This window comes from Peptoniphilus sp. (genome assembly GCF_050943655.1).
In the GTDB taxonomy this organism is placed as follows: Bacteria; Bacillota; Clostridia; order Tissierellales; family Peptoniphilaceae; genus Peptoniphilus_A.
In genome coordinates, this window is the sequence record NZ_JBMNPQ010000004.1 from 1 (window position 1) to 15,105 (window position 15,105).

General features: G+C 31.9%; 12 protein-coding genes. 8 read left to right on the top strand and 4 right to left on the bottom strand.

Annotated elements, in window-relative coordinates:
* Positions 1–27 precede the first annotated feature (27 nt).
* Genes hydE through hydF form a run of 3 tightly spaced genes read left to right on the top strand, consistent with a single transcriptional unit; the run spans position 28 to position 3,666 of the window.
* The gene (gene hydE / locus ACOX6R_RS01085) at positions 28–1,077 is read left to right on the top strand and encodes a [FeFe] hydrogenase H-cluster radical SAM maturase HydE (protein ID WP_433446347.1); all 1,050 of its coding nucleotides are present in this window, start codon (positions 28–30) and stop codon (positions 1,075–1,077) included.
* Positions 1,070–2,491, top strand: a complete 1,422-nt coding sequence (hydG, locus tag ACOX6R_RS01090) for a [FeFe] hydrogenase H-cluster radical SAM maturase HydG (protein ID WP_433446349.1) — start codon at positions 1,070–1,072, stop codon at positions 2,489–2,491. Before hydE ends, hydG begins: the two co-directional genes overlap by 8 nt.
* On the top strand, positions 2,491–3,666 hold the full coding sequence (hydF, locus tag ACOX6R_RS01095) for a [FeFe] hydrogenase H-cluster maturation GTPase HydF (protein ID WP_433446351.1): 1,176 nt from the start codon (positions 2,491–2,493) through the stop codon (positions 3,664–3,666). Before hydG ends, hydF begins: the two co-directional genes overlap by 1 nt.
* 339 nt (positions 3,667–4,005) lie before the next feature.
* Here the strand turns inward: hydF and ACOX6R_RS01100 are convergent, their stop codons facing one another.
* Together ACOX6R_RS01100 and ACOX6R_RS01105 are read right to left on the bottom strand one after the other, a co-directional pair.
* The gene (locus ACOX6R_RS01100) at positions 4,006–5,112 is read right to left on the bottom strand and encodes a CAMP factor family pore-forming toxin (RefSeq protein WP_433446353.1); all 1,107 of its coding nucleotides are present in this window, start codon (positions 5,110–5,112) and stop codon (positions 4,006–4,008) included.
* Between the two features lie 480 nt (positions 5,113–5,592).
* On the bottom strand, positions 5,593–6,558 hold the full coding sequence (locus ACOX6R_RS01105) for a 3-hydroxyacyl-CoA dehydrogenase (RefSeq protein WP_433446355.1): 966 nt from the start codon (positions 6,556–6,558) through the stop codon (positions 5,593–5,595).
* A 180-nt stretch (positions 6,559–6,738) separates the two neighbouring features.
* On the opposite strand from ACOX6R_RS01105, the gene ACOX6R_RS01110 reads away from it, so the two are divergent.
* A complete protein-coding gene (locus tag ACOX6R_RS01110; RefSeq protein ID WP_433446357.1) occupies positions 6,739–7,404 on the top strand; it encodes an aspartate/glutamate racemase family protein in 666 nt (221 codons plus the stop codon).
* A 116-nt stretch (positions 7,405–7,520) separates the two neighbouring features.
* Here the strand turns inward: ACOX6R_RS01110 and pdxS are convergent, their stop codons facing one another.
* Positions 7,521–8,378, bottom strand: a complete 858-nt coding sequence (gene pdxS, locus ACOX6R_RS01115; protein WP_433446359.1) for a pyridoxal 5'-phosphate synthase lyase subunit PdxS — start codon at positions 8,376–8,378, stop codon at positions 7,521–7,523.
* Positions 8,379–8,471: 93 nt separating this feature from the next.
* On the opposite strand from pdxS, the gene ACOX6R_RS01120 reads away from it, so the two are divergent.
* Positions 8,472–9,842 carry a PLP-dependent aminotransferase family protein gene (locus tag ACOX6R_RS01120; RefSeq protein WP_433446361.1) on the top strand — a complete coding sequence of 457 codons (1,371 nt, stop codon included), beginning with the start codon at positions 8,472–8,474 and terminating at the stop codon, positions 9,840–9,842.
* Between the two features lie 25 nt (positions 9,843–9,867).
* Positions 9,868–10,761 (top strand): hypothetical protein, encoded by an 894-nt coding sequence (locus ACOX6R_RS01125; RefSeq protein WP_433446363.1) that lies wholly within the window; start codon positions 9,868–9,870, stop codon positions 10,759–10,761.
* A gap of 24 nt (positions 10,762–10,785) precedes the next feature.
* Here ACOX6R_RS01125 and ACOX6R_RS01130 read toward each other — a convergent pair whose 3' ends face one another.
* Positions 10,786–11,463, bottom strand: a complete 678-nt coding sequence (locus ACOX6R_RS01130; protein ID WP_433446365.1) for an endolytic transglycosylase MltG — start codon at positions 11,461–11,463, stop codon at positions 10,786–10,788.
* Positions 11,464–11,535: 72 nt separating this feature from the next.
* Here ACOX6R_RS01130 and ACOX6R_RS01135 point away from each other — a divergent pair, with 72 nt between their 5' ends.
* Positions 11,536–12,519, top strand: a complete 984-nt coding sequence (locus tag ACOX6R_RS01135; RefSeq protein WP_433446367.1) for an RluA family pseudouridine synthase — start codon at positions 11,536–11,538, stop codon at positions 12,517–12,519.
* A complete protein-coding gene (locus tag ACOX6R_RS01140) occupies positions 12,500–15,100 on the top strand; it encodes a PD-(D/E)XK nuclease family protein (RefSeq protein WP_433446369.1) in 2,601 nt (866 codons plus the stop codon). Before ACOX6R_RS01135 ends, ACOX6R_RS01140 begins: the two co-directional genes overlap by 20 nt.
* Positions 15,101–15,105: the final 5 nt, after the last annotated feature.

Sequence of the window (15,105 nt, forward strand, 5' to 3'; positions counted from 1 at the left end):
GAACTTTTTAACTAAGTAAGGATTTTTATGAAGAAAACTATAGATATATGCAATAATTTTTATAAAACTAAAAAAATTTCCTTTGAAGATTTTAAATATTTAATGGAGCTTGATGATTACAGTGAGCTTAATAAATTTGCTCGCGACTTGACCATTAAAAATTTTGGCAATAAAATTTACATAAGGGGACTGATTGAAATCTCAACCTATTGCAAAAATAATTGTTATTATTGTGGACTTAGAAGCGCAAATAACAACATGGACAGGATGAGACTTTCTAAAGATGAAATTTTAAAAAGAGTCGAGAAGGCAAATACTCTTGGGATAAAAACTGTAGTGCTGCAAGGTGGCGAAGATGATTTTTATTCTATAGATTATCTTTTAGATATTCTAAAAGAAATTAAAAAAAATTACGACATGGCAGTTACTCTTTCACTTGGGGAGAGAAGCTACGACGATTTAAAGAAGTTAAGGGAGTTTGGTGCAAATAGATTTTTGTTGCGCCACGAGACTTATGACAAAGATCATTACTACAAAATTCATCCAGAGAGCATGAGCTTTCGAAATAGAATCGACACGCTTTTTGAATTAAAAGACTTGGGATACCAAACTGGTTGTGGCATGATGATAGGCTCGCCCTATCAAAGGCTCGAAAATCTATATGAAGATTTAGAGCTAATTTTAAAATTAAAGCCACAAATGGTTGGACTTGGACCTTTTATTCCTCATCACGACACGCCTTTTAGAGATTTTCCAGCAGGAAAGTTAGAAGACGTGTTAAAGATTTTATCAATTGTAAGAATTGCCGATGAAAAATTACTTCTTCCCGCGACGACGGCTCTTGGCACAATTGATGAAGAGGGAAGGGAGAAGGGAATTTTGGCAGGATGCAATGTCCTTATGCCAAACATTGGAGATGAAAAGCTAAGGCAAAACTACAAGTTATATGACAACAAAATTGGAACAGAAGTAGAAAATAGCGATGATTTTTTCCATTTGAATGAAAAATTAAAAAAGATTGGTTATGAAATTTCCCTAGACAGGGGAGATTACAAGGGAGAGAGAAGAAATGTATAATAAAGCATCAGCAAAAGCAGAAGAATTTATTAATCACGAAGAAATACTTAAAACAATTGAATATGCTGAAGAGAATAAAAACAACAAAGAGTTACTTAGAGAAATTTTAGAAAAGGCAAAACTTGAAAAGGGACTAAACCACAGAGACGCATCTGTTCTTCTTTTATCAGAAGATGAAGAAATCAATCAAGAAATGTATGCACTTGCAAGAAAGATTAAAGAAGATCACTATGGCTCAAGAATTGTTTTGTTTGCACCGCTATATCTTTCTAACTACTGCATAAATGGCTGTGTTTATTGCCCTTATCATGCAAAGAATAAAAATATCAGAAGAAAGAAATTAACTCAAGATGAGATAAGACAAGAGGTAATTGCACTTCAAGACATGGGCCACAAGAGACTTGCACTTGAACTTGGCGAAGATCCAGTTAACAACCCAATCGACTATGTTCTTGAATCAATAGATACAATTTATTCAATCAAGCATGAAAACGGACAAATTAGAAGAGTAAATGTAAATATTGCCGCAACAACTGTTGAAAATTATAAAAAATTAAAAGATGCAGGAATAGGAACTTATATACTTTTCCAAGAAACTTATAACAAAAAGTCTTACGAAGAACTTCACCCAACTGGACCAAAGCACAATTATGACTACCACACTGAGGCCATGGATAGAGCAATGGAGGCTGGAATAGACGATGTTGGTATAGGAGTATTGTTTGGTCTTGAGACTTACAAATATGAATTTGCAGGCCTTTTAATGCACGCAGAACACTTGGAAGCAAGATTTGGCGTGGGACCTCACACAATTTCTGTGCCAAGAATTCAACCAGGCGATGACATAGACCCAAGCGATTTTAAAAATCAACTTGCCGATGATATTTTTGAAAAATTAATCGCACTCATTAGAATTTCTGTGCCATACACAGGAATGATTATTTCAACAAGAGAGTCTCAAAAAGTTAGAGAAAGAGCACTTGAACTTGGAGTAAGTCAAATTTCTGGTGGGTCAAGAACTTCAGTTGGCGGATATGCTGAAGAAGAGAAAAAAGAAGATAACTCTGCTCAATTTGAACTAGCAGACAACAGGACATTGGAAGAGATAGTTGACTGGCTAATTGAACTTGGATACATCCCAAGCTTTTGCACAGCTTGCTACAGAGAAGGCAGAACTGGAGATAGATTTATGCAACTTTGCAAGTCTGGACAAATTTTAAACTGCTGTCAACCAAATGCACTCATGACTTTAAAAGAATATTTATTGGATTACGGCTCAGATATTTCAAAAGATCTTGGACAAAAATTAATAGACGAAGAGCTTCAAAAAATTCCAAATGAAATAGTAAAGAGAAAAGCTAAAGAATATATTGAAGAGATGGAAACTGTAGGAAAGAGAGATTTTAGATTTTAATGGATTTAAACAAAACAAACTCTGGCAATAGAGTTCACATTGGATTTTTTGGAAAAGTTAATGCTGGCAAGAGTTCACTTATAAATGCTTTTGCAAACAGAGACATTTCAATTGTATCGGATGTAGAAGGGACGACAACTGATCCCGTATACAAATCTATGGAAATAAAGTCCCTAGGACCTGCCCTTTTAATGGATACACCAGGTCTTACTGATAAAACAGCTCTTGGACGTGAAAGAATTAAAAGAACTGGCGAAGTGCTAGACAAGACAGACATTGCAGTTATTGTAGTATCAAGCTGCGATGTAGAAGTTGAAAAAGATTTAATTAAAAAACTAAAAGATACTCCTCGAATTGCCGCAATAAATAAAATAGATCAGCTATCACGTGAAGAAATTGACAATATAAAAAAAGAATTTGATGGGGAAAATGTAATAGAAGTCTCTGCAAAAGAAAGACTTGGAATGGATACGCTTTTAAAAAATCTTTTGAAATTTGCCCCAAAGGTAAATGACAAATTATTTGACAGAATGATTAAAGAGAAAGATTTAGTATTCTTGGTAATTCCACAAGATATTGCCGCACCAAAAAATAGGATCATCTTGCCACAAGTGCAGTCCATAAGAGAGCTTCTTGATAAGGACGCAATAGTTTTGATGGTAAAACTTGAAGAGTTTAGTGACGCACTAAAGATAGTAAATAAGAATCCTGACTTAATTGTTGCAGACTCATCTGTATTTTTGGAAGTTTATGATAAAAAGCCAAAGGACTCAAAACTCACATCCTTTTCAGTATTATTTGCAAAGTTAAAGGGCGACATCGACGAGTATGTCAGGGGAGTGGAGGCTCTTAAGAATTTAAAAGACGGATCAAAAATTTTAATTGCAGAGTGCTGTACTCATGCGCCTGCAGAAGAAGATATTGGACGAATTAAAATTCCAAATATGATTAGAAAGAATATTAACGAGAATGTACAAATAGAAGTCTCAAGCGGTTCAGTTTTCCCAGAAAATTTTGACGATTACGACTTGATAATTCAGTGCGGCGGTTGTATGTTAAACGCAAAGAGCATTATGTCGAGAGTATCTAAGGCAAAGAATAAAGATATTCCAATCACAAATTATGGAATTGTTATAGCATACTTTAAGGGAATTTTAGATAAAATTGAATATTGATTTTAAAAATTTAATTTAAAAGGCTGATGGCTTGCGTTATGCATGCACATCAGTTTTTTTGATTTGGATTATTTTAAAGGAAAGTAAAATTTAAATGTTTTTACCTAAGAAAAAAGGATACCCAAAAGAGGTATCCTTGAAATACTTATTAATTTTTAAAAATTATTCTGCAATTTCTACTACTTCTTCGATTTCTTCAACTGCGCCATTATCTACAGTAGTTTCATCTTGAGTAGTTTCTTCTTCATCAGTTACAATTTCATCTTCAGAAGGTAGTTCAGTTTCTTCTTCAGCTGCGTTTTCATCTATAACTTCGTCTTCAGGAGTTACATTTTCATCTTAAGATGGAATTTCTTCAACTGCTTCATTTTCGTTTAAGTCTTCTTCGACAACTTCGTCTTCTTCTGGAAGAGCTTCTTCAGGTGCTTCTAGATAGCTTTTTGCTTCTTCAATTGCAGCGTTTATTCTATCAATTGCAAATTGAACTTCGTTTACTGTAGATTTCTTGTTATTATAAACGCGGTTTGCGTCAGCTATTGCTCTATTAAGTTCAGCAATTACTTTTGAATCTACATTTCCTTTAAGTTTGAAGTCGCGTAAATTCTTTGCGTCTTGAATATCTTTTTGAAGTTCAAGTTTTATTTTATTATCAGCAATTCTATCTCCTGCATCAATTGAATTGTAAGCTTCGTCAATAACTGCGTTTAGTTCTTCTATCATGTTATTGATTTCGCCAACAGTTGCTCTTGCGTTTCTCTTAACATCTTTTGCATTTCTAATAACTAGATCTACTTGTGCAAGTTTTTCTGGGTCAAGCTTTCCACGCAATTCGTTATTTCTTATATTAATTGCTTTATTAAGAGCAATGTTTAATTTTTCAATATTGTAGTGAGTTCTTCTAGAGTCATCAGTTTGTTTAGAAACTTCTCTTGCTTTTTCAAGTGAAGCTTGTAAATCTTCTGAAGCTTTAGATAGTTCTTCAGGAGATGCAAAAACATCTACACCTTTTAATAGGGCACGTGTAACTGAGAAACCAATTATTACGTGAGCTTGTTGCTCGCTGTCTGCAAGTTCAGTCGCATCAGCTGTAATAGTTTCTGCAACATTTGTTAGTAGATCAATTCTTACAACTAATTTTTCTCTAGCTTGAGTTAATCTTGTAATGCTATTTTTTGCAAGTTTATTTACAAATTCATAGGCCTTCTTTAATTCTTTTAACCAATTAAGTTGGTCCTTTCCTAATTCACCTTTAATATTTTCAAGTTTTTCAATAGCATTTCTAAGTTCTGACAACTTGTTAGTGATTTCGTCCTTTGAATAAGCGGCTTCAACATAGGCATTAGGGGCAATATTATCAGATTCTGCTGCTGCGTATACTGCTGGCATTGCTGTAGTTGATAAAATTGTCACTGCAAGTGTTAGCGCTACTTTGTTTCTACTTTTCATCTTTCTACCTCCTAATAAATGATTAATAGTTTTTGCGTACAAAGTAAATTGCAAGTACATTATTTCAATGTGCTTTCTTATTACTATATAAATAACGTACTGCACTTTTGGTATAATGTCAAGTGAAATGGTACAATTTTATTGTTCTAATTAAAACCAAAGACTCGGTGCTTTAAACCACCAAGTAAAACATTGATAAATACGCAAGTTGAGGGATTTATAAAGATTATAAAAAACAAGATTTAGCAGCCTAAAACTTGTTGGTCTGATGGGGATTGCTGGAGAAAAATTGTATTATGATTTTTATTTTACACAGAATTTACTATTAATTATTGTGCATGAGAAATCGTCTAAATACAATATTTCTTTAACTAAGAAAAGCTTCAATTGTAAACCATGTAAATGATATTCTATAACATTTTATAACATTCACTTATATAAATTAAGAAAAAAGGTTGCACGAGGCAACCTAATTATTATTTATGAAATTTTATTTCCACTTTCGTCGTATTTATAGAAGCCTTCTCCAGCCAAGACTCCAATTTTTCCTTCATCTATTTTTTGAGCAAGCATTTCTTTTTGTTTTTTGTAATCGTAAGGTGCTTTGTCGCCAAATTTTGCATCAAGCGCTTTAACTATTTCGTGGGCAGTTTTTAGTCCAACGATGTCAAATATTTCAAAAGGTCCTTTAGGTGAACCAGTGCCAAGTTTCCAAGCAAGGTCGATATCTTCTGGTGTAGAAATTTCTTTTACATATAAATCGAAACCTGCGAATAAAAATGGAATAAGCATTGAATTTAATAAATATCCCGGTTGTTCTTTTCTAAGTTGTAGAGGTATCATGTGAATATCTCTTGCAAATTGAACGACTGTATCAAAAACTTCGGGATCAGTTTTTGAAGTCATCATAACTTCTGCTGTATTGTGTTTGTGGATATCATTGGCAAAGTGAAGTGCCAAGAATTTTTCTGGCCTTCCTGTATATTCCATGAAAGATGATGGCAATAGGGAAGATGAGTTTGTGCAAAGAATTGTTTTTTCTGGCAAGAAGGGTGCCATCTTTTTATAAAATTCAATTTTTGCATCTAAATCTTCGCTCACGGATTCAATCACTATGTCTGCATCTTCTAGTGCCTTTTCAAGGTCAAGCTCAATCTTTAGATTGTCAAAAGTATCTTCAACTTTTTGTAGAGACTCTTCATAGTCGAAGCTTTCATAACTATCTGCGATTCCTCTTGCTAAGGCAGATGCTTTGTGAGTCGCGTTCATTTCTTCAATAGTTTTGATGTAATTTTCTTTTACACGAACTATTTTCGGCTTAGTTCTTCCAATAGATGACTCACTTCTTAGACAAATTGTAGTGTCAAATCCCCAGTATCTTGATAGAAAAGCAATTTGTGATCCTAGAACGCCACCACCACAAACAACAACTTTTTTAATTTTCATGTTACTCCTCCTTGAAGTTATTATTTCATACTACTTAAATATACCACTCTACAATAATTGTAAAACATAGGATGTGCGTAGAAATTTTTAAATAGATTTTAATGATATTAATTTAATACTGCATTAAAATATAGCGACTGTGATAAAATATAATTAATAAATATAAAGCGAGGGATTAATATGTTAGTTGCTGTTACTGCTGGTACTCCCGTGGACACGGAGCTTGGAACTTTTTTAGTTAAACAAAATGGATTTGATGTTTTATCTTATCCCGTTGCAAATTCTCCAAAGGAGCAAGACAGACTTCAATTTTTAGGAAAAGATTATTTGGAAGAGAAAGTTAAAAATATAATTGATGATGCTCTAGCAAGTGGCGCCGAGGCACTTTTTATATATTGCAATTCTCTTTCCACTGCAATTGATTACAAAAAAATTTCGAAGGAGAAAAATTTTAAAATAATAACACCGCTTGAAGTTTATGAAAAATATGCACAAGATTATAATAATATTGCGCTAATCGCTGCAAATTCTCAGTCTGCACATGGCATAGAAAATATTTTAAAAAGAAAAAACTCAAATTTAAATTTAATTAGCATTGGGATGCTACCTGTTGTAGTAGAAATTGAGGCGAAAAGAGAACCAAAACAAATAATAGAAAACTTGGGCCTAAAAACTCTTTTTAAATTTTTTGAAGAGACAAATTTTGGGAGTGACAAAGTTGAGGGCGTAATTCTTGGATGCACTCACTTTCCATATTTAAAAGAGGAGCTCGAAAAAATTACGAAACTAAAAATTCTTGATCCAGCTGAAGAAATGTTAAATGAACTAAGGAGCATTTCAAAATAAAATATACCTAATTCTAAAAATAATATAATTTAATGATATTTTTAAAAAGTTTATAATTAGAAAAGACGCAGGTACTTATTAGTGCATGCGTCTTTTTTGGAGTTAATAGTATTTTATTATCTATTTGCCATTATTATTTCGATCTCGTCTTCGTTAATTCCAACCATTGCTTCACCAATGTCTTCAGAAACTTCTGCGATGACATCATCGTCTAAATAATTTTCAACAGCTTTTACAATTGCGACAGCTCTTTTTTCTGGATTAGTTGATTTAAAAATTCCAGAACCTACGAAGACTCCCTCTGCTCCAAGCCTTCTCATAAGTGCAGCATCGGCTGGAGTTGCAACTCCACCTGCAGAGAAGTTTGCAACTGGTAGTTTTTTATTTTCACGCACATATTTTAATAGTTCGTAGGAAACTCCCATTTCTTTTGCTAGATGGTATAATTCATCTTCTCGTCTATTAGAAATATTTGCCATGCCTTCCATAATCTCTCTCATGTGAGTAACTGCTTGGCTTACATCGCCTGTTCCAGCTTCGCCTTTAGTTCTAATCATAGATGCTCCTTCTTCAATTCTTCTTAGAGCTTCAGATAAATTTCTTGCTCCGCAAACGAAAGGAGTGTTAAAAGAATTTTTGTCAATGTGGTATGCATTATCTGCAGGAGTTAGCACTTCAGATTCGTCTATGTAGTCGATTCCAATAGCTTCAAGCACAGATGCTTCCACGAAGTGACCAATTCTAACTTTTGCCATAACTGGAATTTTTACTGCTTTCATTATCTCTTTAATCATCTTTGGATCGCTCATTCTCGAAACGCCACCAGCTGCTCTTATATCTGCTGGTATTCTTTCAAGCGCCATAACTGCAACGGCACCAGCACTTTCTGCAATGCGTGCCTGTTCTGGGTTTGTGACATCCATTATAACTCCGCCCTTGAGCGAATTAGTTAGTTCCATAAATCTTGTATTCATAATTTTCTCCTTGTAGATTAATTTGTTAAAGCAATTATATAAATAATCTGGTATCGTTAAAAGTATCAAAGGTATATTATTTGGAGGTACCAGATGTTTAGTTTAAACTTTAATGACGACGAAGATTTATTTGTGCAACTTTATGAATTTATAAAGGCTGAGATTATTTCGGGAAGATTTTCAAAAGATATGATGCTCCCGTCTAAGAGAAACTTGGCAGATCATTTGGGGATTTCTGTAAATACTGTAATGAATGCTTATGACAATTTAATTGATGAGGGATATATTTATTCCAAAGAGCGAGTTGGATATTTTGTAAGCCCCGTTGAAAATATTTTGAATATAAAGACAAAAAATATAAATAGAGAGATAAGCCGAGAAAATAATTATAAATATAACTTTGATCTCAATAAAAATTCTGACTTTGCCTTTCCAAACACAAATTTTAAAAAAGTTTTAAACGAGGCGCTTTTTGAACAGAAAGAATTAAATGAGAGGGACGACAAGGGCCTTTATAGCTTGAGAAGTTCTATAAAAAATTATCTAAAGTCTGCTAGAAATGTTGATGTATCGGAAGAGGCAATAATAATTAGCTCGGGCATGGAATATTTATTTCAAATTTTATTTTATATTTTGCCTGAAGATACAATATTTGGTCTAGAAAATCCTGGATATAGAGAAATTAAAAATCTCTTGGAGATGAACGAGAAAAATTACATATATCAGGACATAGACGAGAGCGGAATCGTCATAAAAAATAAAGATATAACATCTTTACTAATAACTCCATCTCATCAGTTTCCGACGGGAAATATCATGCCAATAGGAAGGAGAATAGAACTTTTAAATTATGTCCAAAAAACTGGCGGATACATAATCGAAGATGACTACGACAGTGAATTTAAGTATTACGGCAGGCCAATACCTGCACTTAAGAGTCTCGATGGGCCAGATAGAGTAATCTACATCTCAAATTTTTCTAAGTCAATTTCACCAACGCTTAGAGTTTCGTTTATGGTTCTTCCCAAAAATCTCTTGGAAAAATATGAAAGCATAAAGCCCTTTTACAATTGTCCCGTGCCAAATATAATTCAGATAAGCATTTCAAAATTTATCGACGAGGGCTATTTTGAAAAACATTTAAATCGCATGAGGAGAATTTATGACGACAAAAGAAAGTTTGCGCTTAGCTTTTTTGAAGGCGATAAACTTTACAGAGTAATCGACAAAAAGGCGGGACTGCACTTTATTTTAGAAATAAAGGCAGATTTAAGCGAAAAAGAAATAGAAAATGCCATGGCGGATAGAGGCATTTTCATAAGAGGCCTTGCAAATTATTACGAGGGAGAAATAAAATATAAATATCCGAGAATGATTATTGGATATGGAAATATGAGCGAAAGAGAATTAGAAGAAGCAATTGAAATTTTTAAAGAAATTATTAATAGCTTGTCAGACAAATAAAATTAATAAAAGTTGGAGGTAATGGGTGAATTATAAAAATAAAAAATATTTATTTTATATAGAAATTTATTTACTTCCAATTGTTTTTTTCTGTGGAGTAATAAAAATTATTCACGAAATAAATTTTGTGCCAATCTTTAACAATGCTGCAATAATTTTTTCGTTTTTGCTGCTTTTGATTAGTCAAATATTTTCTATCTTTAAATTTATAGAGAGTGAATTTAAAAGTTATATCAAAGTAATTGGAACTATTATCTTAATAACGATAGCTATTTTGGGACTTTGGGCTTCATTTATAATTTCAATTTTTTCTTATTGCAACAGCTTCAGCATAAATTATGAAAACAAGAGATATTATATTGAAACGGATGGATTCCCTGACATTTATTACAATGTGTATGAGAAAAATAATTTAATCACGATGAGAAAATTAAATGAAGAGGAAATTATTTATACATTTAAAAATCTAAATAAAATTGAAGACAAAGATGCAAGGGACATAATCAAGAATATAACTGATAAAAGTGATGGCGAAGATAAAATTTGGCAGAATAGTAAACATATAAACTCTTCGTCCAATAGTATTGCAAATCAAGAATTTGAAAATGGGAAAAAGCGCGAAGAAATTCTAAATAATTTCGAAATAAGTGATGTTAAGAAAATTCAAAACTCGAGTTATGGATTAATTGAAGTTGATCATGCCATGGCAAGAACTTTTTGGAATTTTGTAAAAATAAAAGGTGGAAAAATTATATTTATTTCAGAGGCGCCAGACACAAGTCCTTCAGTAGATGGTGAGGTAACAGAGAAGGGCGAAATTCGTCTAATTTTTACAGATATAAATGGGAATGTCAATAAATACAAATCTACAGATGGAGGTTATAACTGGTCAAGGTATTATTCAAATGAAATCAAATAAAAAAAGTCGCATTAATTTGCGACTTTAAACTGTTATTTGTTCTATTATTTTTGCAACCTTAAGGGGCATTGTAATCTTATGCTCACCTGGGACGAATGTAGTTCTTCCCATTTCGTTACACTTATCAACAAAGGCACTTGCAGATTCAATCATCTCAAGATGAACGAGTAGATTTCCAACATCCATTGCACTTGCACCTTCTTCGATTGTAAATGTAACATCGTGAATTTCTGTGCCACATATGTCTGCTAAAATTTCTTTTGCCTTCATTCCTTCTTTTATTTCATAATTTCCAGGAAGAATTTTATTGTTAAGTCCCATTTCGTCCATGAGTCTTTTATATTCTTGAGTTGAAGTAATTAAATTGTTATTAAGTAGAATTTCACCAAGCTTATCCACATCAGTATTTGCTGGCACATTTATCATTAAGCTTTCTTTTTTATCGGACTCTTCCTGTTTTTCCTTAACTATTGGCATTTCATATTTTTCATCAGTTTTTCCCATTAAGTTTAAAACTTCTGTCTTTGATTTGTCAAACTCGTCACTGACTCTAAAATTTGCCTTTCCATTATTTATTGCATTTGCATAGAGGCGATCGATGCGCGACTTTGCAATAAACACTAAAAATACAAAGAAAAATATTAAAAATAAAATTTCTAATAGCTTCAAGAAAAACAATGAAACTTTATTAAAATCTTTCAAATTATTCCTCTTTTCATATTTTGTCACTCTTTTGATATAATTATAGCAGATTAAGGAAAAATGGTGAAGACAATGAGAGAAATTATTATTACTGAAAATGATGCTGGAAGAAGAGTGGATAGATTTTTAAAAATTTATTTTGAAAAAGCTCCTCTATCTTTCATTTATAAAAATCTCAGAAAGAAAAATATAAAAGTTAATGGCAAGAAGGCTAGTCCCGAAGATATTTTGCAAAATGGCGACGTCATAAAATTATTTTTAGCAGAAGATACGATAAAAAAATTCAAGAAAGACATGGAAAAATCTAAAAATTCAAAATTTCCAGACGTCCTATTTGAAAATGAAGACATTTTGCTTGTAAATAAACCAGTGAATATGTTAACTCATAACGATCAGAGAGCCTATCAAGATAATGCACTTGACAGAATGGTAGACTATTTAATTTATAAAGGCGAGTACAACCCGAGACTTGAAAATTCCTTTAGACCTGCCTTTGTAAATAGGCTCGACAGAAATACATCGGGCATACTTATCGGTGCAAAGAATTTAAAATCTCTTCAATATTTAAATGCAAATATTAAAAATAGAAATATTTCGAAATATTATCTCACAATCGTAAAGGGAAGCATTGAGAAAGATTTTAAAGTCGACATTAATCTTAAAAAATCAAAGGACAATGTTGTGAGCAAAAACAGTAGCGGCAAGAGATCCCTTACAGAATTTAAAGTTTTAAAGACGAAGGGAGGATATACTCTTCTTTCTGTAAACCTAATTACGGGAAGGACTCATCAGATAAGGGCGTCTTTAAAGGAAGCAGGATATTTTATTATCGGGGACAGAAAGTATGGACTAAAAAGTGAAAACGACAAGTTTAGAAAATTGGGACTCGATTCTCAGTACCTTCATAACTTTTGTGTGAACTTTGATTTAGATGAGATGAAAGAAATAAGTAATAGGAATTTCATTTCAATGCCAAATGATAAGATGACAAAGATCGCAGAAGATTTATTTGATATTAATTTAGGTGAAATTTTAAATGAAAAAGGTGTTTTTTAACTCTCCTTTAGAGGATTTTGATTATAAAAAATATGCGCTCGGCGAAACTTTTTATATTTTGCCATCAGAGAGTGCAATAAATTCTAAGATTCGAAGCGAGGTAATAAGTGGAATAAACATTGTAAATACAGAGTTTATGACATTTGACAATGTTTCGAGGCTTAAAAGTGTAAAGGAAGCCGACGATGTAGTAAAATTTATTGTCCTAAAGAAAATTCTAAAGAAAAATTTTAAAGATGTTGAAATTTTTGACGAAAGTGTGGATATAATTCTAGAATTTTTCGACGAGCTTTTGAGGAATGGAAAGAGAAAAAAAGATTTAGAAAAATTTTCTCAAGATGCAATAAAATCTTTGTCAAATTCTTTTGAAGAATTTTATAAGTACTTTGAAGACAGGGGTTTTTGCCTCTCTACAGGCTTGTCAGAAACTTTGCCTTTAGATTTAAGTGCAGATACAATAATAATCGATGGCTTCGCGAGCTTTAGATATTATGAAATGGAGTTTATAAAGAAAATTTCTGACGATAAAAATGTAATTATAAATATTCCGTTTAACATAAGTGGAAATGAAGTTATAGATGACACATTAAGAACTTTTTATGAATTGGGTTTTGAAATAATAAAAAGTGAAGAGACGAGCCTTGAAGCTTTAGCTAAAAGTGCGAATATAAAAATTTTAAATTCCAAAGATGATTTCTACAATATGTTTTTTATGAATTTAAAGAAAGATATTGTAGAGGATGCGGGAAATATTGACATTATAACTGGATCAAATACACTTGCAAGAAAGATTAGGGATAGATCTAAATATCACGGGCTCGATTTTAATATGGACATAATGGAGAGGTCTCTAATAAAAGAAGAGCTACTGGCACTTTTGGATTTTCTGGAGAACAAGAGCAAAAAGAATACGATAAAGAGGCTTAAACTTTTTTATTTTGCTATTCCAGTGGATAAAATCATGCTGGAAGAAGATTTACTCAAGCAAAATTTTTCTAATATCAACGACATAGATTTGGAGAGTCTTACAGAAGTAGAAATGCCTAAGAGTCACCTTAAAAATTATTTAGACGGCGTAAAGTTTTTGCAATCTGAGTCAGTTAAAAGTGTTGCAGATTTAGATTATTATCTGGACTTTTTTAAAAATTATATAAAAAGTTTGGAAGATGGAATAGAAGATAGATTTAATCCCAATATCTACGACTATGTTTATGTGAGAGATAGAAATTTTTCAAAGAAAATTTTGGAAATTCTCGATAGGATGAAAAATTTAAAAGAGTTCTACAGAGAAATTAGTTACAAGGAATTTAAAGTAATTTTTAAAAAATATATAGAAAAAATTAAATTTAGAGCCCTACAAAATAGGGAGCTAGTAGATTTAAAAAATCTTCAGTCCATGTACTATCAAAATTTTGAAAAACTATATTTAGTGGGATTTGATAAAAATTATGAGAGAGATAGAGATAAAAACTTTATCTATAGCAGAAAGACTCTTGAAGATTTAAAGAGGCTAAAAATTAGAGAAGATGAATCTCAAATAGAATTGTTGGAGCTAATTTATGCGGCAGTAAACTCCAAAGAGACTTTAATTTTAATAGATAATATTAAAGACGGAATATCCAAGAATTTAAATCTCGTAAAGAAAAAATTAAATATTACTCCAGCTGATTATAAAAGAGAATTTTATTCATCAGAAATCGAAATTTCAAATAAAAGAGACACTAGGACTTATGATATACCAGATGAATTAATAAAAAAATTAAATTTTAAGCTAAGTAACAGGATATATTCTGTGACAGATTTTGACGTTTTAAAAGAGTGCCCCAGAAGATTTTTATTTGAGAGAATTTTTAAGCTCGAAGAATTTGCTCTTGAATATGACGACAAATTTTATTTAAAAATGGGAGACAGGTTCCACAATATTTTGGAGAAGTATTTTAAGATTGAAAAAACAAGACTAGACGAAGATTTGCTCAAAAAGTTAGTATTAAAAGAAAACTTTGGATATAAATCATATGAGGACCTAAAATTTTTAGAAAGAGTTCAGGTTATAAATGATTTTAATTTTTTAAAAGAATATATTTCAGCCGATTTAGAAGATCAAAAAATAGACGCCCTTGTGCCAAAATATTTTGAAAAGAATATAGAAATTCAAATAGATGACATTAAAATAATGGGAAGAATCGACAGAATAGATTCAAGCGAAGACGGATTAGAGGAGTCCATCATGGACTATAAGAGTAGCTCGAGTTCTTTAAAGACAAAAAAAGATATATTAAATGGAGATGCTTTTCAAATTCCACTTTATGCTCTTGCGAGACTAAATGAAGGCAAAAAATTTGTAAAGGCAAATTACGGAGTAGTTCGAAATGCTGAAGTAGTTACAGTTTTAAAAAATAAAGATCTCCGCGAGAAGAAGGGAAGAGTTCAGTATTATTACTCAAGCGATGAACTTCAAAATATTTTTTCGAATTCAAAGCGCGAGATAATAAATATAGTTGGAAGTTTAAAATCTGGAAATTACGAGTCAACTAGCAAGTGTGAGAGATGTATTTACACAGATATTTGTATTAATAAGTGAGGTAA